Source organism: Micromonospora sp. R311 (assembly GCF_056780015.1).
In genome coordinates this window covers 43,196-64,543 of record NZ_JBSWCE010000039.1, presented here as the reverse complement: position 1 = coordinate 64,543, position 21,348 = coordinate 43,196, and the positions used below count along the sequence as shown (strand labels likewise).

Annotated in this window: 22 protein-coding genes; 13 read left to right on the top strand and 9 right to left on the bottom strand. The window is 68.9% G+C overall.

All coding sequences use genetic code 11. The features are described 5' to 3' along the window. Window positions 1-3: 3 nt before the first annotated feature. From AC1WTP_RS27900 to AC1WTP_RS27880, 5 genes are all read right to left on the bottom strand, one after another. Entirely contained in the window at window positions 4-906 is a 903-nt protein-coding gene (locus AC1WTP_RS27900; RefSeq protein WP_481652219.1) for a carbohydrate ABC transporter permease, read from the bottom strand. 1 nt (window position 907) lies between these two features. After that, window positions 908-1,834 carry a carbohydrate ABC transporter permease gene (locus AC1WTP_RS27895; protein ID WP_481652218.1) on the bottom strand — a complete coding sequence of 309 codons (927 nt, stop codon included), beginning with the start codon at window positions 1,832-1,834 and terminating at the stop codon, window positions 908-910. Beyond that, complete coding sequence (locus AC1WTP_RS27890) at window positions 1,831-3,114, bottom strand: extracellular solute-binding protein (RefSeq protein ID WP_481652217.1); 1,284 nt, start codon at window positions 3,112-3,114, stop codon at window positions 1,831-1,833. Before AC1WTP_RS27890 ends, AC1WTP_RS27895 begins: the two co-directional genes overlap by 4 nt. Before the next feature lie 44 nt (window positions 3,115-3,158). Then, a complete protein-coding gene (locus AC1WTP_RS27885) occupies window positions 3,159-4,199 on the bottom strand; it encodes a LacI family DNA-binding transcriptional regulator (RefSeq protein WP_481652216.1) in 1,041 nt (346 codons plus the stop codon). Between the two features lie 632 nt (window positions 4,200-4,831). Then, window positions 4,832-5,077 carry a hypothetical protein gene (locus AC1WTP_RS27880; RefSeq protein ID WP_481652215.1) on the bottom strand — a complete coding sequence of 82 codons (246 nt, stop codon included), beginning with the start codon at window positions 5,075-5,077 and terminating at the stop codon, window positions 4,832-4,834. A gap of 153 nt (window positions 5,078-5,230) precedes the next feature. On the opposite strand from AC1WTP_RS27880, the gene AC1WTP_RS27875 reads away from it, so the two are divergent. The 5 genes from AC1WTP_RS27875 to AC1WTP_RS27855 all read left to right on the top strand — a co-directional run bounded on the left by AC1WTP_RS27875 (window position 5,231) and on the right by AC1WTP_RS27855 (window position 8,075). Further along, window positions 5,231-5,860: a hypothetical protein gene (locus tag AC1WTP_RS27875; protein ID WP_481652214.1), complete on the top strand. Its 630-nt coding sequence runs from the start codon at window positions 5,231-5,233 to the stop codon at window positions 5,858-5,860. Further along, window positions 5,791-6,519 (top strand): hypothetical protein, encoded by a 729-nt coding sequence (locus AC1WTP_RS27870; RefSeq protein ID WP_481652213.1) that lies wholly within the window; start codon window positions 5,791-5,793, stop codon window positions 6,517-6,519. The genes AC1WTP_RS27875 and AC1WTP_RS27870 overlap by 70 nt, the downstream gene beginning before the upstream one ends. After that, window positions 6,516-7,307: a hypothetical protein gene (locus tag AC1WTP_RS27865; protein ID WP_481652212.1), complete on the top strand. Its 792-nt coding sequence runs from the start codon at window positions 6,516-6,518 to the stop codon at window positions 7,305-7,307. Before AC1WTP_RS27870 ends, AC1WTP_RS27865 begins: the two co-directional genes overlap by 4 nt. Window positions 7,308-7,351: 44 nt before the next feature. Further along, window positions 7,352-7,711, top strand: coding sequence for a hypothetical protein (locus AC1WTP_RS27860; RefSeq protein ID WP_481652211.1), 360 nt, complete (start codon window positions 7,352-7,354; stop codon window positions 7,709-7,711). 190 nt (window positions 7,712-7,901) lie between these two features. After that, the gene (locus AC1WTP_RS27855) at window positions 7,902-8,075 is read left to right on the top strand and encodes a hypothetical protein (protein ID WP_481652210.1); all 174 of its coding nucleotides are present in this window, start codon (window positions 7,902-7,904) and stop codon (window positions 8,073-8,075) included. Window positions 8,076-8,160: 85 nt separating this feature from the next. Here the strand turns inward: AC1WTP_RS27855 and AC1WTP_RS27850 are convergent, their stop codons facing one another. Beyond that, complete coding sequence (locus AC1WTP_RS27850; RefSeq protein WP_481652209.1) at window positions 8,161-8,718, bottom strand: hypothetical protein; 558 nt, start codon at window positions 8,716-8,718, stop codon at window positions 8,161-8,163. Between the two features lie 166 nt (window positions 8,719-8,884). Here AC1WTP_RS27850 and AC1WTP_RS27845 point away from each other — a divergent pair, with 166 nt between their 5' ends. From AC1WTP_RS27845 to AC1WTP_RS27815, 7 genes are all read left to right on the top strand, one after another. Then, complete coding sequence (locus tag AC1WTP_RS27845) at window positions 8,885-10,129, top strand: efflux RND transporter periplasmic adaptor subunit (protein ID WP_481652208.1); 1,245 nt, start codon at window positions 8,885-8,887, stop codon at window positions 10,127-10,129. Between the two features lie 106 nt (window positions 10,130-10,235). Beyond that, window positions 10,236-10,946 carry a response regulator transcription factor gene (locus tag AC1WTP_RS27840; protein ID WP_481652207.1) on the top strand — a complete coding sequence of 237 codons (711 nt, stop codon included), beginning with the start codon at window positions 10,236-10,238 and terminating at the stop codon, window positions 10,944-10,946. Further along, complete coding sequence (locus AC1WTP_RS27835; RefSeq protein WP_481652206.1) at window positions 10,943-12,466, top strand: sensor histidine kinase; 1,524 nt, start codon at window positions 10,943-10,945, stop codon at window positions 12,464-12,466. Before AC1WTP_RS27840 ends, AC1WTP_RS27835 begins: the two co-directional genes overlap by 4 nt. Before the next feature lie 67 nt (window positions 12,467-12,533). After that, on the top strand, window positions 12,534-13,748 hold the full coding sequence (locus AC1WTP_RS27830; RefSeq protein ID WP_481652205.1) for an efflux RND transporter periplasmic adaptor subunit: 1,215 nt from the start codon (window positions 12,534-12,536) through the stop codon (window positions 13,746-13,748). Continuing rightward, the gene (locus AC1WTP_RS27825) at window positions 13,745-14,467 is read left to right on the top strand and encodes an ABC transporter ATP-binding protein (RefSeq protein WP_481652204.1); all 723 of its coding nucleotides are present in this window, start codon (window positions 13,745-13,747) and stop codon (window positions 14,465-14,467) included. The genes AC1WTP_RS27830 and AC1WTP_RS27825 overlap by 4 nt, the downstream gene beginning before the upstream one ends. Beyond that, window positions 14,464-15,675 carry an ABC transporter permease gene (locus AC1WTP_RS27820; RefSeq protein ID WP_481652203.1) on the top strand — a complete coding sequence of 404 codons (1,212 nt, stop codon included), beginning with the start codon at window positions 14,464-14,466 and terminating at the stop codon, window positions 15,673-15,675. The genes AC1WTP_RS27825 and AC1WTP_RS27820 overlap by 4 nt, the downstream gene beginning before the upstream one ends. Before the next feature lie 8 nt (window positions 15,676-15,683). Then, window positions 15,684-16,253: a hypothetical protein gene (locus AC1WTP_RS27815; RefSeq protein WP_481652202.1), complete on the top strand. Its 570-nt coding sequence runs from the start codon at window positions 15,684-15,686 to the stop codon at window positions 16,251-16,253. A gap of 325 nt (window positions 16,254-16,578) precedes the next feature. Here the strand turns inward: AC1WTP_RS27815 and AC1WTP_RS27810 are convergent, their stop codons facing one another. Both AC1WTP_RS27810 and AC1WTP_RS27805 read right to left on the bottom strand, forming a co-directional pair. Next, on the bottom strand, window positions 16,579-16,788 hold the full coding sequence (locus AC1WTP_RS27810; RefSeq protein WP_481652227.1) for a tyrosine-type recombinase/integrase: 210 nt from the start codon (window positions 16,786-16,788) through the stop codon (window positions 16,579-16,581). Window positions 16,789-17,301: 513 nt separating this feature from the next. Next, on the bottom strand, window positions 17,302-17,637 hold the full coding sequence (locus tag AC1WTP_RS27805; protein ID WP_481652201.1) for a hypothetical protein: 336 nt from the start codon (window positions 17,635-17,637) through the stop codon (window positions 17,302-17,304). Between the two features lie 723 nt (window positions 17,638-18,360). On the opposite strand from AC1WTP_RS27805, the gene AC1WTP_RS27800 reads away from it, so the two are divergent. Continuing rightward, entirely contained in the window at window positions 18,361-19,125 is a 765-nt protein-coding gene (locus AC1WTP_RS27800) for a DUF5131 family protein (protein ID WP_481652200.1), read from the top strand. A 12-nt stretch (window positions 19,126-19,137) separates the two neighbouring features. Here the strand turns inward: AC1WTP_RS27800 and tcmP are convergent, their stop codons facing one another. Beyond that, window positions 19,138-20,262: a three-Cys-motif partner protein TcmP gene (gene tcmP, locus AC1WTP_RS27795; protein WP_481652199.1), complete on the bottom strand. Its 1,125-nt coding sequence runs from the start codon at window positions 20,260-20,262 to the stop codon at window positions 19,138-19,140. Window positions 20,263-21,348 lie beyond the last annotated feature (1,086 nt).

The following is a 21,348-nucleotide window of genomic DNA, read 5'->3' as shown; positions in this document are numbered from 1 at the left end:
GATTCAACCCTTTACGCCAGATCCGATGTTGGTGGAGGTGAAATGCCGCTGGAAGGCGACGAAGAGCGCCACGGCCGGCGCGGCGAGCACGCAGGCGCCGGCGAGGATCGCGCCGTACGGGTTGGCGGCCCGCGCGGCGACGTTGCTCAGGTAGTTGGCGAGCGAGACCGCCAGCGGCTGCATGTCGGTCTGCTTGGTGATCAGGAACGGCCAGAGGAACTCGTTCCACGGGCCGATGAAGGTCAGCAGCACCACGGTGAGCAGTGCCGGACGGACCAGGGGCAGCGCGACCGACCAGAGGATGCGCAGTTCACTCGCGCCATCCACCCGAGCGGCGGCGAAGAGGTCGGCCGGTAGTTGCAGGAAGAACTGCCGGAAGACGAAGACCGCCGTGGTGTTGATCGCGAATGGCAGGATCATGCCGAGGTAGGAGTCGGCCAGCCCGTACCCGCGCACGATCAGCACGTAGAGCGGGATCAGCAGGAGCTGAAACGGCACCACCTGGACCAGCAGGACCAGGCCGAAGAGCGTGCCCCGGCCCCGGAAGCTGAGCTGCGCCAGCGCGTAGCCGGCGAGGACGCCGAAGACGACCGTGCCGAGGATGACCCCGCCCGTGAAGATCCCGGAGTTGACCAGAGACCGCAGCAGGTTGATCTCGGCGTCGATCTCCCGGTAGTTGTCCAGGGTGAGGCCGCCGGTAGGGAACGCCGCGGCCGGGGAGGTGTCCGGTTCGGCCTGCAACGACCCGATGAGCATGTAGTAGAACGGGAAGAGGAAGGCGAGCGCGAAGGCGACCAGCGCCGCGGTGCGCAGCACCCGCCGCAGGGTGCCGGGGCGACGGCGGGCCACAGGCGCCATGCCGGGTGCGGCTGCGGTTTCGGGTGCGCCGAGGGTGCCGGTCGACATGTCAGCTCCTCTCCAACAGTCGACGGTTGATCATCGAGACGGTGACGACGCCGATGACGAGCAGCACACCGATCGCCGCCGCCACGTCCGGGGCGCCCTGCTCGATGCCGCGCTGGTACATCAGCAGCACCGGGGAGGTGGAGGCGCCGTTCGGGCCGCCGCCTCCGGTGAGCAGGTAGGGCTCGGTGAAGAGGTTCGCGCCGGTGATGGTCGCCAGGATCACCACCAGGGTGGTGGCCGGGCGGACCGCCGGTACGGTCACCGAGCGGAACCGCTGCCAGGCGGTCGCCCCGTCCACCGCCGCCGACTCGTACAGCTCCTTCGGGACGTTCTGCAACGCGGCGAGGTACAGCAGGATGAAGAAGCCGAGCTGCTTCCAGGCCACGAAGACCGCGATGAGTGGCATCGCGAGCGTCTCGTTGACCAGCCAGGACGGGTCCGGGGCGAGCGGGCCGAGGACCCTGTTGACCAGGCCGTCCGAGCTGAACAGGAAGAGCCAGACCCCGACCACGGCGACGCTGGCGGTCACGTACGGCACGTAGTAGGCGACCCGCAGGAAGGTGCGCCCCCGGATGGCCCGGTTGAGCGCCACGGCGAGGGTGAGCGCCAGCACGGCGGTGAGCGGCACGTTGATCAGCAGAAAGACCAGAATGTTGCCGAATGCCTCTCGGACCCCCGGGTCGCCGATCACCGCCCGGTAGTTCTCCAACCCGACGAAGGGACGCTCGACCTGGGCCCCCGGCGCGGCGAAGAAGTAGTCGTGGAAGCTCATCCAGACGGCGAACCCGAACGGGTAGGCGAAGACCAGCACGATGAACGCGGCGTAGGGCGCGATCAAGGCCAGCCCGACCGGGTGACGGCCGAGCAGGGCCGTCACCGGTCGGCGGCCGGGGTGCCGGTTCGTACCCCGGGTGAGGCGGATGGTCATCGCTGGCCGGCGAGCCCGTCGACCTTCTGCGCGGCGTCGCCGAACGCGTCGGCGACCGGCCGCTTGCCGAAGATCACCGACTCGGAGTACGCGTCCCGGAACGTCTGCCAGATGGTGATGGAGTTGGGCACGTTCGGTACCTCGACGGTGCGCCCGGCCTGGTCGGCGAAGTCGCGGTAGGCGGGCTTCTGGGTGAAGAAGTCCGGGTAGGTGGCGGTCAGGTCGGTCCGCAGCGGCATCTGGCCGGTTGCCTTCAGCAGCGCGCCGTCCTGCTCCTGGCTGGTGGCGAACTTCAGCACCTCCCAGGCGGTGCCCCGGTTCTTGCAGGAGGAGTACATGGCGACGTTCTTGGCGTCGCTGAAGGTCTTCGTCTCGGCGGCGGGCTTCCCGGCGGAGGTGGGGACCGGCTTCAGACCCCACTTGATCTTGTCGCCGTAGACGGGGATCGCCCACGGGCCGACGATCGCCATGGCGGCCTTGCCCTCGCCGAATGCGTCACCGTTGTACTGCTCCTTCGGAACCAGACCCTCGGCGTAGAGGGTCTTCCAGAAGTCGGCGACCCGCTGCCCCTCGGCCGAGCTGAACTGCGCCTTGCCGTCCTGGACGAGCTGCTTCCCGCCGGACTCCGCGACGAAAAGCGGGTAGAAGTCGAACCAGGACTGGAAGAACTGGCTGGCCGGCGAGGGGTAGATGGCCGCCTGCGCGGCGCCCGAGGACTTGATCTTCCGAGCGGTGTCGAGGAACTCCGCGTACGTGCCGAGCGGTGGGTTCTCCGCGTCGACACCGGCCTTCTGCATGACCGTTTTGTTGTAGACGATCATGACCGGGTTGGCCTTCCAGGGCATCTGGTAGTACTTGCCGTCCGGGGACCTGTACTGCTCGGCGGCCGAACCGGTCCGCTGTTCGATGTAGCCCTTGGCGCCCTCGAAGTCGTCCAGCGCGACCAGCCCGCCCTGCTTCTGGAACTGCGGCACGGCGGCCGGCGCGGTGTTGAAGATCAGGCAGGGGGCGTTCCCGGCGGTGATCGCGGCGCCGATGACCTCCTCGGAGGACTTGCCGGCCGGGATCTCCTGGGCGGTGACCTTCTGGTCGGCGTGCTGACTGTTCCACGCCTCGACCATCGCCGTTCCCCAGGCGAGCTCCTCCTTGTTGTTGGACAACCAGACGGTGATCGGCCCCTTGGCCGACGAGTTGGCCCCAGCGTCGGAGCCGCCGTCACCGCAGGCTGCGGTGAGGCCGAGAGAGAGGACGAGCAATGCGGCGGGGACGGTTCGCCTCATGATGGGTCTCCGATCTCGACTGCCGTGACCGGCCGGCCGGCCAGTCACGGCGATTGGTGTGGTGTGGGTGGTGGGGCGGTGGAGGCGCGGACGACGAGCTGGGCGGGAGGCATCTCGACGTCCGCGCCGCCAGCGCCGTCGATGAGGTCGAGCAGGGTGCGGGCGGCGACGCCACCCCACCCGGACGGATCGGTCCGGACGCTGGTCAGCGCCGGGCTGATGTGGGCGGCCAGTTCGGTGTCGTCGAAGCCGGTGACCGAAAGCCGGCCTGGGACGTCGAGGCCACGGTCCCGGGCCACGGCCATGCCGGCCATTGCCATCACGTCGTTGGCGTAGATGATCGCGGTCGGCGGATCGGCCAGATCGAGCAGTTGGTGGGTGGCCTGGGCTCCACCGGCAGCCGAGAAGTCGGCGGGCACGCAGGGCCCGGGCGGCAATCCGGCGGCCCGCAGCGCGTTCTCCCAGGCGTTGCGTCGGGCCATCCCATGCAGGAAGTGATCCGGGCCTGCGACGTGCGCGACGTGCCGGTGCCCCAACTCCACCAGATGGCGTACCGCGGCGGTGATCCCCCGTCGGTCATCGACGAGCACCGCCGGGAACGGGCTGGCCACGTCGGGACGGCCGAGGGTGACGGCAGGCAGCCGCAGCTCCTCCAGCAGGGCGATCCGGGGATCGGCGATCCGCAGATCGAGGAGGAACACCCCGTCCACCCGGCCATCCGCGGCCAGCCGCCGGTAGCCTTCCCCCTCCGCCCGCTGGCTGGTGACGACCTGCAGGACCAGCGCCTGGTTCCGCTCGGCGAGGACCCGTTCCACACCGGCGATGAAGGCGGGGAAGAACGGATCGGCGCCGAGCAGCTCCGGCGGGCGGGCAAGGACCAGGCCGACGGCGAACGCCCGGGAGGTGGACAGGGCCCGGGCGCGGTGGCTCGGGGTCCAGCCCAGCGCCTTCGCCGTCGCCAGGATCCGCTGGCGGGTCTCCTCGGCCACCCCGGGCCGGCCGTTGAGGGCGAAGGAGACCGCTCCCTTGGAGACCCCGGCGGCACGGGCGACGTCGGTGATCGTCGGTCGACCTTGTCTGACCAACTGTCGGACTCCTTCCCCAAACTGCGGAGTAGCCCGCGGCTACTAAACCGGTTTGGAGGATGCTAGACCGGTTTAGCAAACGGATCAATGGCTTCCTCCGATCACAATCAGTGACTGGCGTCGACCCTGAGCGGACCGGACCGCCCGATCAGGAGACGGGAGGCGTGGCTGGTATCGACTGTCCACCGGTAGCCGCCCGCACCCATCACGATGCTGCCCTACACGGCGCCGAACGCGTTCCTCATACCCCCAGCTCGGCTCGCCTGGCCGACCCCTACGGCGCTGGCTACGGGCTCGCACATTAAGAGCGGAAACCGCTGGCCAGTGGCGCGAGCCGGGATCTGCCCACGCGCGAGACAGTAGCGGCGGCAAGCGGTAGGGCCTTGGGTGTCAAGGCTGACGCGGGTAGACCCATCGCCACCGGCTACAGGTACATGGGCCCGTAATGACCATCATGGCTAAACGGCGAGCCTAGTGGGTGTGACCTGGCGCCCCGACGGGGTTCGCCACACAGAGGTCGCGACTGTCTGCGCAGACGCTAGCAGGCCTGGTCACCCGCCCATGATCATTCCGCGAGTAGTCCGGATCTTGTCGTTACCTGGTGCTTGGCCTTCGCTTGATCTCTCGTCGGCCTACTGCTCGCCGGTTAGCTCAGCGAGGTCGACGGCGCCGAGGAGTTCTGCGAGTGCGGGCTCGGTTGTGAGGTTTAGCGGCAGTCGTTCGCCGGTGCGGGCTCGTTGGTTGAGCAGGAGTTCCTTGCTGGTGTCGTTGACGATCCGGGCTGCGTCTGCTGCCTGCCACTGAACGCCGTTGAGCGATTGGCGGTCGATCTTGGCGGCGAGCAGGCAGGACCAGCTCGCCCTGCGACTGACACCCACCCATTTCCACGCGCTATGGGGACAGAGCCGCGCGAACCTCCTCGAGGTGCTGCGATCACGCACCGACGCCGAGCTGCGCGACGCGCGGCGGCAGATCGCCGAGGACGGCATCGCCCTTCAACTGCCCTTGGCGAGCAGGGTGGAGTTCGACGCATGACCAGCCCCGCCTCGCCGCTCACCGGCCGGTCCGCGTTCTACCGCGACGACGAACCGGTGATCCAGTCGCACCCCCTGCTGGCCGGCGCGAACGTCCCTCGCTTCGGCGACACCGACGGCTGGGACCTCAACGACGTGGTACACAAAGCTCCTCACCACCCCCGCTCAGCGTTCCGGGTGCTGTTGCACGACCTGCCCGGGCACTGGAACCTGCTGGCGCGGGAACTGGCGATGCGCTGGCTCAACCCCCGCCATCCCGCAGTGCTGGCCGCCGGCGTTCATCTGCGCACCGACCCGCTGTCGGCGATGACCGTCACCCAGCGCGTCGCCCAGCTGCGCCCGCTGGCCGCGTTCGGCGCCGAGCAACGTCTGCTGGCCAATCTTCGCCGATGGAACGACGACGACCTCAATGCCTACATCACCCACCGGCAGCAGGCATGCGAGCCGGGCACCATCTGCAACGTCGTCCACGTCATCAAAGCCCTGCACCGGCTACGCGCCGCACTGACCGGGGCGGCCTGGCCCGCGACCCCTGGCCCGGCCGCTCACCCAACGCGGTGGCGAACCAGCCGATCGTCGCGCCGCTGCGGACCCCGGCGATCCCGCCGCAGACCTGGTTCCCGCTGATCCGCAACTGCTCGACCTACATCAACGTGTTCGCCGCCGACATCGCGCGCGCCAGCGCCTATTGCGACGACCTGCAGACACGGCTGGTCACCGACATCGGCGGCGACCAGCGCCTGAACGCCTGGCTCGCCGACCCCGCGACGACCGTGCCGACACGCCGCGCCAGGCCCGGTGAAAGCGGCGGCAGCTTCGCCAATCTCAGCATTATTGCCCGCATCATCGGCGTCGGGCCGACGTTCTTCCAACCCGGCAAGCCGCACGGCCGCAGCCGCAGAGCCGCCGTCGCCGCGCTCATCGCCGACGGCCGCTGCCATCCCGGCCTGCTACCGGATCTCGCCGTGGTGACCCGCCCCGACAGCAGCCGCGGACCCTGGCACGACAACTTGGGCCCAAGGCAGATCGCGATCGAACAGGTCATGCTCCGCAACGCGTGTTTCGTGTTCACCGCGGCCCTGTCGATGATGCGCGAGTCGGAACTACGCATGATCACCAAGGACGCGGTCGTCGACTACTACGGCAGCCCGCGGTCAGATCCGTCCGGCAGAAACTCGACCCCGACCTACCCGTCAAGCACTGGTGGATCACCGAGCCGGTCGCCCAGGCGATCGCACTGGCCGGCCAGCTGTCGCGCCACGACGAGCTCACCTTCGGCTCCGTGACCGGAACCTGGACGGGCGAAGGATTCACCAGCATCGCCGCCATCGTCGACTTCATCAAACACATCAACCGATGGCGGGATGTCAGCGGCCTCGACGAAATCCCGGCCGGCAAAGTCACCCCGCACATGTTCCGGCGCACCATGGCCATGCTCACCCGCGACTTCCCCGGCTCCGAGATCGCCGTCGGGATGCAGCTCAAACACGTCGCCACCCGGGCACTGGCGAACCGGGTCACCGGCAGCTACATGGACACCGACCCGTCCTGGGCCCAGCACCTGGACACCGCCATCACCGAACGGCGCTTCGACCGGCTCACCGAGCTGTTCGACGCCGACACCCGCGGCCAGAGCATCGGCTACGGTCCCGGCGCCGATCGCCTGCGCGAGGCGTTCTCCACGATCCGCGAGCAGGCACAACAGCTACGCGCCACCGGGAGAGCCCGCCGTGGTGACATTCGCGTCGAGCACGACCTGCTACGTCGCACACGGATCTCCATCCGCTTCGGCAAGCTCAACCACTGCACCATGAACGACGACGACCCGGCCGGCGCGAAATGCCTCGAAGGCGCGATCATCCCGGACGGGCACCGCAGTCCGCTGCTTGATCGCTGCCAGCCCGGCCGCTGCGCCAACAGCGTCATCGCCCCGGAGCACATCCTCATCTGGACCGCAGAACGCTCCTCGCTGCACCGAATTCTCAACTCCGGCACCATCGCTCTGAACCACCGGCGCAGCATCGAGTCCGAGCTCAAGGACGTCGACCGCGTCCTCGATCGGAATCGATCGTGACAAGATCCGTGTCAGCCGCCACCCACCGACGGCTCCGCGACGCTATGGAGCGGCTCTTCAACGCCAAGCCGCAGTACACCGACGGAAAGCTGACCAAGAACAACCTCTGGCGCGAGGCGCAGCTCAGCCGCGCCACCATGAATCGCGCTACCGACATCCTCGCTGAATGGGACGCCCGCACCGGCGACAGCGACGCCGGCGCCGCCAGGCAACGCGACGACGAAATCGACAGACTGCGCAGCAGCCTGCAAGCCGCCCGGCTCGAGCGCCACCAACTACGCAACAAACTCGACGCCGCCGCCACCGTCATCGCAGCCCTGACCAACGAGAACGCTGCTCTGCGACGACAGGCTATGAACTCCTCCGCCCGCATTGTCCCACTCATCAGTGACTACGGAAGGTGACGGCAGAGCGCCAGCACTTCTCCGGATTTGGCCGATGAGAGTGCCCCACGCGGTTCAACGAATGGCAGAAGGGAGTCGTCGACGGAAACGCTGACTCCCCGGTGAGCCCACACCGGGGCTGAGCCGCACCACCCGGCGCAGCGGCGGCGCCAACCGACGAGCGCCTCCGCGATCTCGCACTTCAGCGCTGATGATCACCGCCGACACTGCATCCAGGCTCGGCCTTGCCGTTGACGCCGAGTTCGCCCTGCTGGTCCTCGTCAACGCTCTGGTCGGAGGGCTCCTCGGCTCCGAACGTACCGTCCTGCCGGTGCTCGCCGTCAGCGAGTTCGGCCTCAGCGCCTACACCGCAGCGCTGACCTAGATCCTCGCGTTCGGTCTCAGCAAGGCCGCCACGAACTGCTTCGTGCCCGGGCGACGTTGACTTCGAGCGGCTGACTGAAGGTGAGTCAAGACGACGGCGTGGGACGGGCCGTGGGCATGAGGGCCTTACACGCTTCCATCGCCTCCTTCATCTTCGGATCGTCGGTGGGGAGGCCGCCTTGGCCGAGGGTGACCCCGCGGTCCTGCAGGCAGTTGCGGTAGGCCGCGTTCGCCCCGTTGCCGGGCCCGTTTCCGCCGGGGCGCCCGGTCGGGCGCAAGGACGCGCACGCCGACTGCGCCTTCTGCCACGTCGCGTCGTCAATTCCCTCGGGTTTCTGGAGGCCACCTCCGCCCGGGAAGCCGTTTCCGTCACCGGGTCGGGCATCGCCGGAGGGCCGCGGCATCCCGGACGGCAAGCCCGACGGCCGGGTGCGGGGCCCGCCCGTGGGCGTGGTCACGGTGACGCCGTTCTCCCTCATGCAGTCGGTGTACGCGGTGCGGACATTGCCGCCGACGTTGCCGCCGCCGTCTTCGGTCGGCCCGTCCGAGCCGCCCCCACAGGCCACGGCCGAGACCAGCAGCGCTGCTGCGGCGATGGTCAGGGTGGTGATTCGGCCCAGGGACGGTCTGGTCTTCAGCGGCACGGTCTCTCCTCATGTGTGCGGACACGACTGTCCCAGGGAAGCCTGCCCACCTCGCCACGACGTCGGACGATGCTCGGAATCAGCTAGGAGCGCGGGCCGACGGCTCCGAGGTAACTCCGAGCCGGGACTGAGCCGGCGGCGAGGACAGGCCGCGACACTGTCCGCCATGGGTATCGGCGCGACGGCGGGGCGCGGGGGACGGCGGCGGTGGGCGTGGCTCATGGCCGGCGTCGTGGTGGTTGTGCTGCTCGCCACGGGTGCCGTACGGGTGCTGACGGCCGGGGCGGACGAGACACCGGCCACGGTGACTACCGTGGCGGCGGATCGAGGTGTGGTGACCACCGAGGTGGCGACGACGGGCACGGTGGAGCCCGCGCAGACGCGCAGCCTGTCCTTCGCCGTCGGCGGCACGGTCGACAGCGTGAAGGTTCGCCCGGGCACCGTCGTCACCGCCGGTCAGGAACTCGCGAGCATCGACGACTCTAGCGCCGCCGAGGCGGTGAGTTCCGCGCGTCAGACCCTCGCTGACGCCCAGGACGCTCTCGCTGACGCCTACGAGGCAGCGGACACGCCGAGCGCCGGCTGCGCAGTCGTGCCGGCCGGCTACGAGTCTCCCCCCACGAGCGCGGTCCCGGCGCCGACACCAACCGGTGCGCCCGCCGCGACCCCGTCGTCGACACCGACCGGTCCGCCCGCCGCGACCCCGTCGCCCACCAGGACGTCCGCTCCCAGCCGTAGCTCCGCGCCGGTCCAGACGGCGGCGGCGTGCGCCGACGGCGGTCAGCAGGGTGATCGGAGCGGTGCCGGGGGTGATTCCGTGCTGAGCGCCGAGCAGCGCGTCAACCAGGCCGAGGTGGCGGTGGCGAACGCCGAGGACAACCTTGAGGGCACGACGATCACCGCCCCGATCGCCGGGCGGATCCTGTCGGTCTCCGGCAAGGTCGGCAGCCGGGTCGGCGCCGGGTCCGCCTTCATCACCCTCGCCGACGTCTTCGACATGCAGATCAGCGCCGACTTCCCGGAGGCCGACGCCGACCGGCTGGCCGAACGGCAGAAGGCCACCGTCACCCTCGCCGGCCGGGACGGCACAACGTTCGGCGCGACCGTCGTGCAGGTCAACCCGGTCGGCACCAGCGACGACGCGATGGTTACCTACGGTGTCGTGCTCTCCTTCGACGACGCGCCTGAGGATCTGTTGGTCGGGCAGAGCGCGGCCGTACGGGTCATCACCGGCACGAAGGAGGACGTGCTGCGGGTGCCGAGCACCGCGGTGCACGACGTCGCCGGAACCACCGGGACGGTGCTGCGCGACGGCGCCCAGGTGCAGGTCGGCGTCGGACTGCGCGGCGACCAGTACACCGAAGTGACCTCGGGGTTGGCGGCGGGTGATACCGTCGCCCGCTCGTGGTGATCACAGCGTACTCCCACGTGTTTCATGGGAATTTCAAAGGCAACGCTGATAGTTATTTGCGGTGAACTCCGCTACTCGTGGCCCCGCCGCCTTCGGTGAGCCCCCGGTGGGCCGAACCACCCGGATCCTGGTCGTCGATGACGAGCCGAACATCTCGGCCCTGCTCTCGGCCACGCTGCGCCTGGTCGCGTTCGACGTCCGGGTCGCCGAGTCGGGCCACGGTGCGCTGATCGCGATCGAGGAGTTCGACCCCGATCTGGTCGTTCTGGACGTGATGCTGCCCGACCTGGACGGCTTCGACGTTGCCCGGCGCATGCGCTCGGCCGGCCGTGGAACGCCGGTGCTGTTCCTGACCGCTCGTGACACCGTCGAGGACCGGGTGGCCGGGCTGACCGCGGGCGCGGACGACTACGTGACCAAGCCGTTCAGCCTCGAGGAGGTCGTGCTGAGGATCCGGGCGATCCTGCGGCGCATCCAGCCGGAGCCGGGGGCGCCGGCCGACGCGGGCGTGCTGCGCTACGCCGACCTGGAGCTGGACGAGGACGCCCACGAGGTACGCCGGGCCGGACGCCTCATCGACCTGTCGCCGACCGAGTTCAACCTGCTCAGTTACCTGCTTCTCAACGCGGGACGGGTGGTCAGCAAGGCCCAGATTCTGGACCGGGTCTGGAAGTATGACTTCGGCGGCGACGGGCGCATCGTGGAGTCGTACATCTACTACCTGCGCCGCAAGATCGACAAGACCGGGGCGCCGCTGATCCACACCGTTCGGGGGGTCGGGTACGCCCTGCGCCTACCGCGCGGCGGTGACGAATGAGCAAGCGGCTCCACTGGCGTCCGCGGCGGTGGAGCCACTGGACCCTGCGGGCGCGCCTCGTCCTGTTTGTCGGCGCGCTCGCGGCACTGGCCCTGCTGGCGGTCAACACCGCCGGGCTGGTGCTGATCCGCGGCTACATGCGGGACCGCGTCGACGAGCAGCTGATCGGCATGACCCGGCCCTTCGCCGGCACCCAGCGCTTGGAGGAGCCCACGCCCGGTGCCTTCCCGGCGCGGCGGACGTTGCGCCTGGGCCCTGACCAGACGGTGTACGTCTACACCGCCGACGGCACGCTCGACCCGGACCGCTCGTCCACCGCGGATGCCACCCGTCCGCCCGTGCAGCCCTTCACCGAGGTGCTCGCCCGGGTGGCCGAGGCGCGCCCGTACACGATGGCGGCGGCCGACGGCAGCACCGACTGGCGGCTGCTGGCCGTGCCGGTCGCCGGTACGGGCGGCGCGGCCGTCATCGGCTCGTCGCTGTCGGAGGTGGAGCAGACCGGCGACCGGCTGCTGCTCATCGACATCGGGGTCAGCGTGCTCGTGCTGGTCCTGCTGGGCGCCGGGGCGGCTTTCGTGGTGCGGCTGGGTCTGCGCCCGCTCACCGAGATGGAACGGCTGGCCGCCGCGATCTCCGCGGGCAACCTGTCCGAGCGGGTCGCCGATACTGACCCGCACACCGAGCCCGGCCGGCTCGGCGGCGCGCTCAACCTGATGCTGTCACGCATCGAGGAGGAGGTGTCCGCGCGTAGGTCCTCCGAGCAGCGGTTGCGGCAGTTCGTGGCGGACGCCTCCCACGAGCTGCGGACCCCCCTCACCTCGATCCGCGGCTTCGCCGAGCTGTACCGCCGCGGCGGCGCCCCGCCCGGCCCGTTGCTCGACGAGACGATGAGCCGGATCGAGGGCGAGGCCGGGCGCATGGGCGTCCTGGTCGAGGATCTGCTGCTGCTGGCGCGGCTGGACCGGCAACGCCCGCCGGTGCTGCGCCCGGTGGACCTGCTGGAGATCGCCGCCGACACGATCCGCGACGCACACGCGCGAATACCGGACCGGCCCGTGCGCCTGGCCACCCTCGACGACGACAGCGACACCTTCGAGCCACCCACCGTGCTGGGCGACGAGCACGGGCTGCGGCAGGTCGCCACGAACCTCGTGGCCAACGCGCTGCAGCACACCACCCGGCCCGCCCGGGTCACGGTGCGGATCGGGCGGGTCGACGGCCACGTGCCACGGCCGGGCGCGGTTCGATCCGGGACGGTTTCTTCCGGCGTACCCCTCGCGGTCCTGGAAGTCAGCGACGACGGCCCGGGCGTGTCAGCGGAGCACACGCCCCGGGTTTTCGAACGGCTATACCGGGCCGACTCCAGCCGCACTCGGGGCCGAGGGGGTGGCTCGGGGCTGGGCCTGTCCATCGTCGCGGCGATCGTGCACGGGCACGGCGGGTGGGTCGAGCTGGACCCCCCGAGCGGGCGCGGCGCCACCTTCCGGGTACTGCTGCCGATCACCGGCGACCCGGCGTGACAGGCTCCGAGGTGGCTCCGAGGTTACGCCAAAGGTCCTCCTAGGCCGATCGGTCACAGTGTCCGTCATGCTTGCTGCCCGCCTGGAATCACTGCGCCGTCCCTCGGCGGCGGTCAACGCCGTCCTCGGGCTCCTGCTCGCTAGCGGGGCCTTCTGGGCGTACGAGACGCTGTCCGGCCCCGAGAGCGGTGCCGCGGTGAACGCGTCAGTGCGCTCCGTGCCCGTCCAGCAGGGAACCGTCACTGCGACCGTGACCGCCGACGGTTCACTGGAGAGCGCGAACTCGGCCAGCGCCAGCTTCGTCACCGGCGGGACCGTGACGAGCGTCTCGGTGCGCGTCGGCGACAAGGTGAAGAAGGGTCAGGCTCTCGCGAAGGTCGACCCCGCGCCGGCGCAGCGGACCCTCGCCGCCGCGGAGGCCGACCTCGACGCCGCTCAGGACGCCCTTGATCGCGCCGAGGACGCCGGCTCGGATACCTCCAGTTCGCAGAACGCGGTCACCCAGGCGCAGCTCGCCGTCGACGAGGCGCAGGCGGGTGTGGACGGCACTGTCCTCGAGGCGCCGATGGCCGGCACGGTCGTCGCCGTCAACGGCACCGTCGGCAGCTCGTCCAGCGGGACGGGCTCGACGTCAGCCCCGTCGTCGAACGGCGGGGGGCAGGCGCAGAACGGGGCGCAAGGTTCCGCCACGTCGAGCGGCGATTCCGGCTTCATCGACATTGCGGATCTGACCAAGTTGCAGGTCAGGGCCGCCTTCTCGGAGGCGGACGCCACGAAGCTCAAGGAGAAGCAGGCCGCCACGGTCACGTGGAACGCCCTGAGCGGTACCCGGCAGAGCGCGAAGGTGGTCGCTGTCGACCCGCAGGCCACCACCACCGGCAACGTCGTCACGTATGCCGTGACGCTGAGCCTGGACAAGGTGCCGGCCGGCGCAAAGCCCGGCCAGACCGTCTCCGTCTCCGTCGTCACCGGCGAGGTCGCCGATGCGGTGTACGTCAACCCGGCGGCGTTGACCACGGTCGGCAACCGGCACACCGTGACGGTGCTGGCCGGCGGGATCCAGGAAAGCCGACCGGTCGAGATCGGCCTTGAGGGCGACCAGGCCACGCAGGTCACCTCCGGGCTCAGCCCCGGCGAACAGGTGGTGCTCCGGACAACCACCACGACCGGCGGTGGCCCTCAGGGCGGGCTCCCCGCCGGCGGCGGGTTCGGGGGCCTGACCGGCGGCGGCGCCCGACCCGGAGGCGGCCCCCAGGGTGGCGCTGGACGGGCCGGCCGATGACCCGGCCGGTGCTCGACGTGCGCGAGCTGACCAAGGTCTACGGTTCGGGCGAAGCCACCGTGCACGCCCTGCGCGGCGTGTCCCTCACCGTCGGCCGCGGCGACTATGTGGCGATCATGGGGTCATCCGGGTCCGGCAAGTCCACCCTGATGAACATCCTCGGCGCGCTCGACGTACCCACCTCGGGAACGTACCTGCTGGACGGCGTGGACGTCAGCCGCCTCGTCGACCGGCAGCTCGCCCTGGCTCGCAACCGGCTCATCGGCTTCATCTTCCAGGCGTTCAACCTCATTCCGAGGATGACGGCCGTGGCCAACGTGGAGTTGCCGCTCGCCTACGCCGGAGTGCGTCCCCGCGAGCGTCGACTGCGGGCGATGGCCGCGCTGGAGGTCGTCGGCCTAGCCGACCGGGCCCGGCACGAGCCCAACCAGCTCTCCGGCGGCCAGCAACAACGGGTCGCCGTGGCCCGGGCGCTGGTCACCGAGCCGGCGCTGCTGCTCGCCGACGAGCCGACGGGCAACCTCGACAGCCGGTCCACCGGGGACGTGCTCGAGGTCTTCGACCAGCTCAGCAACGCCGGGCGCACCATCGTGCTGATCACCCACGAACCTGAGGTGGGCGACCGGGCGAAACGCCTGATCCGCCTGGTCGACGGGCGCATCGTGACCGACCGCTGCCAGCAGCCGGCCCTCGCACCGATGGGACGGCACACCGCATGAGCTTCCACGAGATCATCCGCTTCGCCCTACGCGGGCTGGCGGCGAACAAGCTTCGCTCGGCCCTGACCATGCTCGGCATCCTCATCGGCGTCGCCGCAGTGATCCTGCTTGTCGCCGTCGGCAACGGCTCGGCCAAGGCCGTCAGCGACCGGATCGAGGCGCTGGGCACCAACACCGTCACCGTGATGAGCGCCGGCCGGGGCGGCTCGTCGAGCACCGCGCTCACGACCGGGATCGCCGATGCGCTGACCGATCCCGTGCTAGCACCGAACGTCGCCTCGGTGTCGCCGGTGGTCAGCTCCGCGGCCACGCTCACGTACGAGGGCACCGACCACGAGGTGAGCAGCTTCGTCGGCACCACGCCCGGCTGGTTCGCCGCATCCAACACCCCCATCGGCGCCGGCTCCGGCTTCACCGCCGACGACGAGGCGCAGGGACGCCGGGTGGTGGTGATCGGCCGTACGGTCGCCGAGGAGCTGTTCGCGGGCACCGACCCGGTCGGCAAGCAGGTCACCGTCGGCGGAGCACTGTTCACCGTGGTCGGCGTGCTCGCGGAAAAGAGCTCCACCGGCTTCCAGGACGCCAACGACACCGCGGTGGCGCCGCTGACGGCCGTCCGCCAGGTGCTCACCGGCTACGGCGCACTCACATCGATCCTGGTAGAGGCGACCAGCCCGGACAAGGTCGACGCGGTGCAGTCCGAGGTGTCAACCATCCTGAACCAGCGCCTGGACGTCAGCGGGAACGGTGGCAGCGGAAGCGCGTCGGCGCCGTACCGCATCCAGAACGCCTCCCAGTTGCTGCAGACGCAGACCGAAACCGCGGAAACCTTCACCACGCTGCTCGGCGCGGTCGCCGCCATCAGCCTGCTCGTCGGCGGCATCGGCATCACGAACATCATGCTGGTCACGGTCACCGAGCGGACCCGCGAGATCGGCATCCGCAAGGCATTGGGCGCGCCCCGTCGGGTGATCCTCACCCAGTTCCTCATCGAGGCGACGCTGCTCAGCGCCCTCGGCGGGGCGCTGGGCGTGGCGGCCGCGCTCATCGGCAGCAGCTTCGAGATCGTCGGCGTCAAACCGATCATCGTGCCGAGTTCCATCGGGCTCGCCCTAGGCGTGTCCATCGCCATCGGACTGTTCTTCGGCGGCCTGCCCGCCGGCCGGGCCGCCCGGCTGCGCCCCATAGACGCGCTGCGCTACGAGTGAGGACCACTGTGACCCACATCGACAACACCGCCGTCCTGCCGAGGTTGCAGGGCGACCCGGCTCACGACGACGCCACCCAGGGCGACGACGGCCTGGCGGCGGAAATCGCCAAGGCGGCACCGCGGCGCTGGTGGAACCGCGGCACCATCGCCCTGGGCACTGCGGCGCTGCTACTCGCCGGCTTCCTCGGCGGCCTCCAAGCTCAGCAGCGCTGGGGAACGAGTGCTACCACGGCGACCGCCCGGCCCGGCGGTGCCCAAGACCCCCGGGCCGCCGGGAACCCCGGTTCCTTCGGCCGAGGACAAGGCCCGGGCGCCGACGCGGCGCCAGGACCGGCTTCCACGGCGTCCACCGCCAGTCCAACCACAGGCAAGGTCAAGCTCGTGGACGGCACGACAATCTACGTCGAGACCCCCGACGGCACGGTGGTCACCGTACGGACCACCGACGGCACAGCCGTGCGTACCGCGACCGCCGGCAAACTGACGGACGTCAAAGCGGGTGACACGGTCAGCGTGCAAGGTGCCACCGGCGAGGAAGGCACAATGAACGCCACGACGGTCACGAAGGAACGCTAGGTCCACATCCGGCAGCAGCCGCTGACTTCCTGCACAGGCAGGTCGTGCAGCTCCCGCGTCGCGACCCTGTGGGCGGTGTGGTCACCGCCCGCGTGACATCCCCACCAGCCAGATCGAAGGCGCGCCCTCACCACCGTTTGACTTCCACGCCGCCCTCACCGTGCTCGTCCGGCGTGACCGCCACCCGAGATCGGGGCCAGCTCAACCTCTCCGAGGTCCCCCTGCCACCAGTTCCGCTTAGGGGGATTGCGCTCGTCTCCTGAAGCGGGACTGCGCCGCGACGACGGACAACCAACATCGAGCGCGGCGATGACGGCCACCCGAATCACGGCTGAGAGCCAGTGATGACCAGGCTGGCGTGACCCATGTCGTGCTGGATCATCTTCAGGTCCACCCCGGCCGCCGACGCCAGCCCCGCAGCCGCGTGCCGCAGGTCGTGCAACTGCACCGGCGGCAGCCCCAACTGCCTGACCAGCTTCGCGAACCGGCGCGTCAACCAGTCCGAACGCACCGGACGTCCACGCGCATAAAACACGCTGGAGCCCAGTCCGCTACAAACGAGTAAGCCGCGAGTGCCGACAACCGGCCGACGCGGCTCCGCAAGTGCTTCCTTGGGACCGATGGATCGTCGCGGCCGCCACGGATGGTGCTCCGACCCCTCGGTCACGAGCCGGTCGGCCTGCTCCCAATCTGCTCCCAATTTAAGGGGCTAGAGCGCGAAAGCCCGTTACCGGTGGTTCCGGTGACGGGCTTCCTACCTGCTTATATTCATGGTGGGCGATACTGGGATCGAACCAGTGACCTCTTCGGTGTGAACGCGGATGCGGCCCACCGTTGGGTGCTATCGGACGCCGCTCTGTCGTGCCGAGCACGGATACTTTGCTGTCCCGTGTCGTCGACCGCCGTTCGTTGCTGTTCCTTTCGCTGCCTCCTGGCTGCCCCACTGGCAGCCCCTCGACCTTCGGCCGTAGACCCGCAGCGCCCCGCGAGCGATGGCGTGGCGGCTCGACACCGTGCACGGATCGCTCCCGTCATCCCGCGCGTGTCGCTACCACCGCCGCAGATCGGTCAGATCCGACCCGACCGCCCGCAGGAGTTCCGCGAGCCGGGCGGGGTTGATCCGGCCCGAACTCGCCCCGGTGTACCGGCCGGTGTCGCGGACCAGGAGCAGAGCGGCGAGCCAACCGGTCAAGATCGACCCGATGGTGACCGCGAGGACCACGAAGATGATCGGCACGATCACCTCTTTGCCGCCCACGAAGCGCACCACCAGGATCAACGTGAGCAGCAGCAGGAAGCCCAGCAGTGCCGTCCGTAGCCCGAGGACGGCCGCCCGCCAGCGCCCACCGGCCCGAAGCTCTGATCTTGCTCGCTCATAGTCCACAGCAGGCCACCGGTCAGTAGTGGAAGAGGTAGAACGCATCAGAGCATGACATCCCGCCGCTGGCCCGGACGGCGAAGGGTGGCACCGAATCGAACTCGGGTGTTCCCGTGCCGCAGAAGCATCTCGCACGACAGGCGCTGCCGCTGTCGGTCTGATGCTCCTATGGATGTCAAGCGCCGGCAGCAGTCTGCTGACCGGGCTTGACCGCTTCGTCCCGAAAGAATGATCAACCGTCGATGAGCTGGGCGAGCAGCCGAGGTGAACTGCCAGAACAGTCCAACATCGTCCATGGGCGTCCAGCGTCGGCCGTCCCGGTCGTCACCCAGTTGGTCGCCCAGGGCGGTCCGCCTTGTCTTGGTCGTCCGCCAGCGTGCCGGCCGGCTCGGCCGATGCCGGCCGGAGGTCGACAGCAGGCCGAGGGCCGGGCCGGTGCTGGCGGTGCCTACCCTCAGCTTGGGAATCGGATTGATTCACTGCGTTGGGCGTGGCCCTGGCTGGTAGTCGGTACAGGAGGCGGGTCGGGCAGGCTGTGTGACAACCGCCGTTGGCCCATGTTGGCCCTTGTATCGGGCACGGATGGGGCACGGAGCTGGGAGACGGTGCGCCGCTCGCCTGCTCCCCGGGGTCTCATGGTCTACTGGCGACTTCAGGAGTCTTTGCCGAAACCCTTCACATCCGTACGTATGTTCGACAGGATGGGACTAGCTACGGAAGGAGGTTGCGGTGGCTACGAACAGCGCGATCGAGTGGACTGAGGCCACTTGGAATCCGACCACTGGTTGCGACCGCATCTCGACGGGGTGCGACAACTGCTACGCCCTCACGCTGGCTCGCCGACTCAAGGCAATGGGCTCGGCAAAGTACCAAAACGACGGCGATCCCCGCACTTCGGGACCTGGATTCGGCGTCACCGTCCATCCCGACGCCTTGGAGATGCCGAAGCGGTGGCGCGAACCAAAACTGGTCTTCGTCAACTCTATGTCCGACCTCTTCCACGCGCGCATCCCGCTCGAATATGTCCAGCAAGTGTTCCAGGTGATGGCCGACACTCCCCGGCACACCTATCAGCTCCTTACTAAGCGGGCCTCACGTTTGGCTAGGTTGGCACCTAACCTCAGTTGGCCGGACAATGTATGGATGGGAGTCTCCGTCGAAGACCGAGACCATACAGATAGGATCGACCACCTACGCAAGGTGCCCGCCGCAGTGCGGTTCGTCTCGGCAGAACCCTTGCTCGGACCCCTCGGCGAATTAAACCTTCACAATGTTGACTGGGTTATTGCCGGCGGCGAGTCGGGCCAGGGCAGTCGCCCAATGGACCCACAATGGGTTAGGACTCTTCGAGATCAGTGCGTATCCGCCGGAACGGCGTTCTTTTTCAAGCAATGGGGTGGCCGCACGCCAAAGGCAGGCGGCAGAACACTTGACGGACGCACCTGGGATGAAATGCCAGCGCTGAGATCGGGGCTCGTAACTGCGGGGATATAAGGTACGCGGCAGCTAAGCGGGCTCGATCAGCTTCTGGATAAGCGGCGAACCGGTAGACGGCGTTTTCGTTTTGCCATCCTTGTAGAGGTTCTTCCATGCTTGGCGGAGGTGCAGCTCACGGGCCAAGCCGACCGTACTACCGAAGACCTCCGAGTACTTGTCGATGACGCGGAAGGAGGAACCTTCGAGTAGCAATGCAGCCAGGTTCGCTTCGATCTCCTTGACCCAAGCTTGCTTCAGGGCCTTCTCATCGTTCTTAAAGATTTCTTCGGGGTCGAAAAGCATCGTCTCGTCATAGTCCGCAAGCGTGACCACGTGGCGCCATTCTTCGAGACCCTTTGACGCGGCCTCGCCGTATACGTACATCCCAGCAGGGTGCCGCGTCAGGAAGATCAGATAGTAGACGGGCTTGAGGTGAGGCTTGTTCCGCACCTCGGTGATCCAAAAACCGCACCCTCCTTCCCTTGCTAGGCGTCGCGCGTACTCTTCGACCACCGCTTCCTCGGCAGCGTCCCTGTCCGGCATCAGCTGCTGCCACAGGTCACGCCACCAAGTGCCGCCGCAGACGGCATCCATTCGCCTCAGAGTTGCGTCCGGCCCGTTGCCACTGACAAGCATTCCACCAATGCGACGGATGGCTCCAGCGTTGAAGTTGATTAGCACTTCCGTTGCCGCCGCGCCGATCCCACCAGGGCGCGCCCATGGCTTCTTGGCAGACTCGAACGGAATCATCAAGCCGTACGGGTCGAGGAAAATGAGCAGGGGCACAATTTTCGCTGCGTCCAATACGTAGTCCAAATGCTGCTCAATCTCTCCACGTATAGCTTGCGCCTCCGCACCTCCTGCTTCCGCCTCAACCATTGCCTTAAGCCTCTGGAAGGCATTCTCATCCTTCTCGACAAAGAAGGAGTCAAGGCGACGCGGCATCCGCTGCAAGTCTTTCGCGGTTTGGAGTACCAAGGCAGGAGAACCGGCGGTGCCGTCTTCGTACCGCCCTTCGCCCGCATACCCATCGACGAAGACCACCCGTCCCTGCGGGGACGTGGATCCCGTCTTCGCAGCGAACGGGACGAGGTACCGCGAAAGGATTGCGTGCTTCAAGATCGCTGCTGACTTCTTGGAGTTGAAGAAGGCCATCTACCTGCTCCCATCCTTTGTCGGCAGAGCGCAGCCTACTCGTTACAGAAAGTTTTCGGAATCAGTAAGTTGACCAACTGCTCGACTGCCGGAGACATGGACCCGCTTAGCCATCCCGTCTGCCATCGACCCGCCCGCATGGGGAGCGGGCCGCCGCCCGGCCCGCCACGTCAAGCGGACCTTGACGGCTCGTACGGACGCTGGCGGGCCGGGCGGTGGTCTGCTCGGCTCGCCCGGGTCGAAGGCAGGCGGGATGGCCTACCGCAACCACCCACGGACCGCGACCCGCCGACGGAGCCCCGGCCATCCTGGAGCCGGAGCGCCCCCGCTGGAGGCGCAGTAACCGCAACCCCTCGACCCGCCGCACCTCGCCGACGCGGCCGGCGTGCGCTCCCCTACGCCGCGCGGGCTCGTGGCCGCGCGGCCCCGCCGGCTGCCGGCTCCACCCACCACCGGTCAACGGTCTGTCGTTCTGCGGCGGCCCTCCGGGCTCCCCGCTTTCCGCGCCAGCCGCCGGGCGTGTTGCGTGGCCGGAGTCGGAGCGCCAGCGGAGCGACGGACACGCGCCCAGGCGGCGGCGCGTGCGGCCCGCTCAGGGCCGCCTTGATAGACGTACAGAAAGTCCTCCCACACCGGCCGGCAGCCGGCCGTCCCGTCACAGCCTCGCGGGTCACGGCGGGTTGACGTGTCGGTGCGCGGTGCTACTCTGGCGCTCGTCGAGCACGCCAGCGCTGCCTTCCTGCCGGATCGCTGGACTCGGCTTCAGAGATGTCGAGCGGCCTTCCTGTCGCTGATGCGGGCCCCGTCCCGCCGGCTCTCACTCGCACCGGTCACCATGCCGGTCTTCCGAATCCGCTGAGCGGCCCAGTACGGCCTTCCCTGCCGTCCACGATGGCCCGGATTCGCCTACCTCCACGGGTGGGGGCAGCCTGCGGCAACCCGCCGGACGCCGATATTCCAGGCTCCCCACCCGTGCCGGCCCCATGAGTCCACGAGTGCGAAAGGACATGACCCATCGGCGGGAAGTGGCACGACCACGACTCCGCCCTCCGGCGTCAGCCGCCCTCTCGGCGGTGCCAGGAGACA

Bases quoted from the DNA above. Each gene is read 5' to 3' on its own strand.
- AC1WTP_RS27900 (WP_481652219.1), bottom strand. From the start codon at position 906: ATGTCGACCGGCACCCTCGGCGCACCCGAAACCGCAGCCGCACCCGGC.
- tcmP (WP_481652199.1), bottom strand. From the start codon at position 20,262: ATGGCCTTCTTCAACTCCAAGAAGTCAGCAGCGATCTTGAAGCACGCA.
- AC1WTP_RS27875 (WP_481652214.1), top strand. From the start codon at position 5,231: ATGACCAGCCCCGCCTCGCCGCTCACCGGCCGGTCCGCGTTCTACCGC.
- AC1WTP_RS27835 (WP_481652206.1), top strand. From the start codon at position 10,943: ATGAGCAAGCGGCTCCACTGGCGTCCGCGGCGGTGGAGCCACTGGACC.
- AC1WTP_RS27855 (WP_481652210.1), top strand. From the start codon at position 7,902: ATGATCACCGCCGACACTGCATCCAGGCTCGGCCTTGCCGTTGACGCC.
- AC1WTP_RS27830 (WP_481652205.1), top strand. From the start codon at position 12,534: ATGCTTGCTGCCCGCCTGGAATCACTGCGCCGTCCCTCGGCGGCGGTC.
- AC1WTP_RS27845 (WP_481652208.1), top strand. From the start codon at position 8,885: ATGGGTATCGGCGCGACGGCGGGGCGCGGGGGACGGCGGCGGTGGGCG.
- AC1WTP_RS27820 (WP_481652203.1), top strand. From the start codon at position 14,464: ATGAGCTTCCACGAGATCATCCGCTTCGCCCTACGCGGGCTGGCGGCG.
- AC1WTP_RS27825 (WP_481652204.1), top strand. From the start codon at position 13,745: ATGACCCGGCCGGTGCTCGACGTGCGCGAGCTGACCAAGGTCTACGGT.
- AC1WTP_RS27895 (WP_481652218.1), bottom strand. From the start codon at position 1,834: ATGACCATCCGCCTCACCCGGGGTACGAACCGGCACCCCGGCCGCCGA.
- AC1WTP_RS27860 (WP_481652211.1), top strand. From the start codon at position 7,352: ATGGAGCGGCTCTTCAACGCCAAGCCGCAGTACACCGACGGAAAGCTG.
- AC1WTP_RS27890 (WP_481652217.1), bottom strand. From the start codon at position 3,114: ATGAGGCGAACCGTCCCCGCCGCATTGCTCGTCCTCTCTCTCGGCCTC.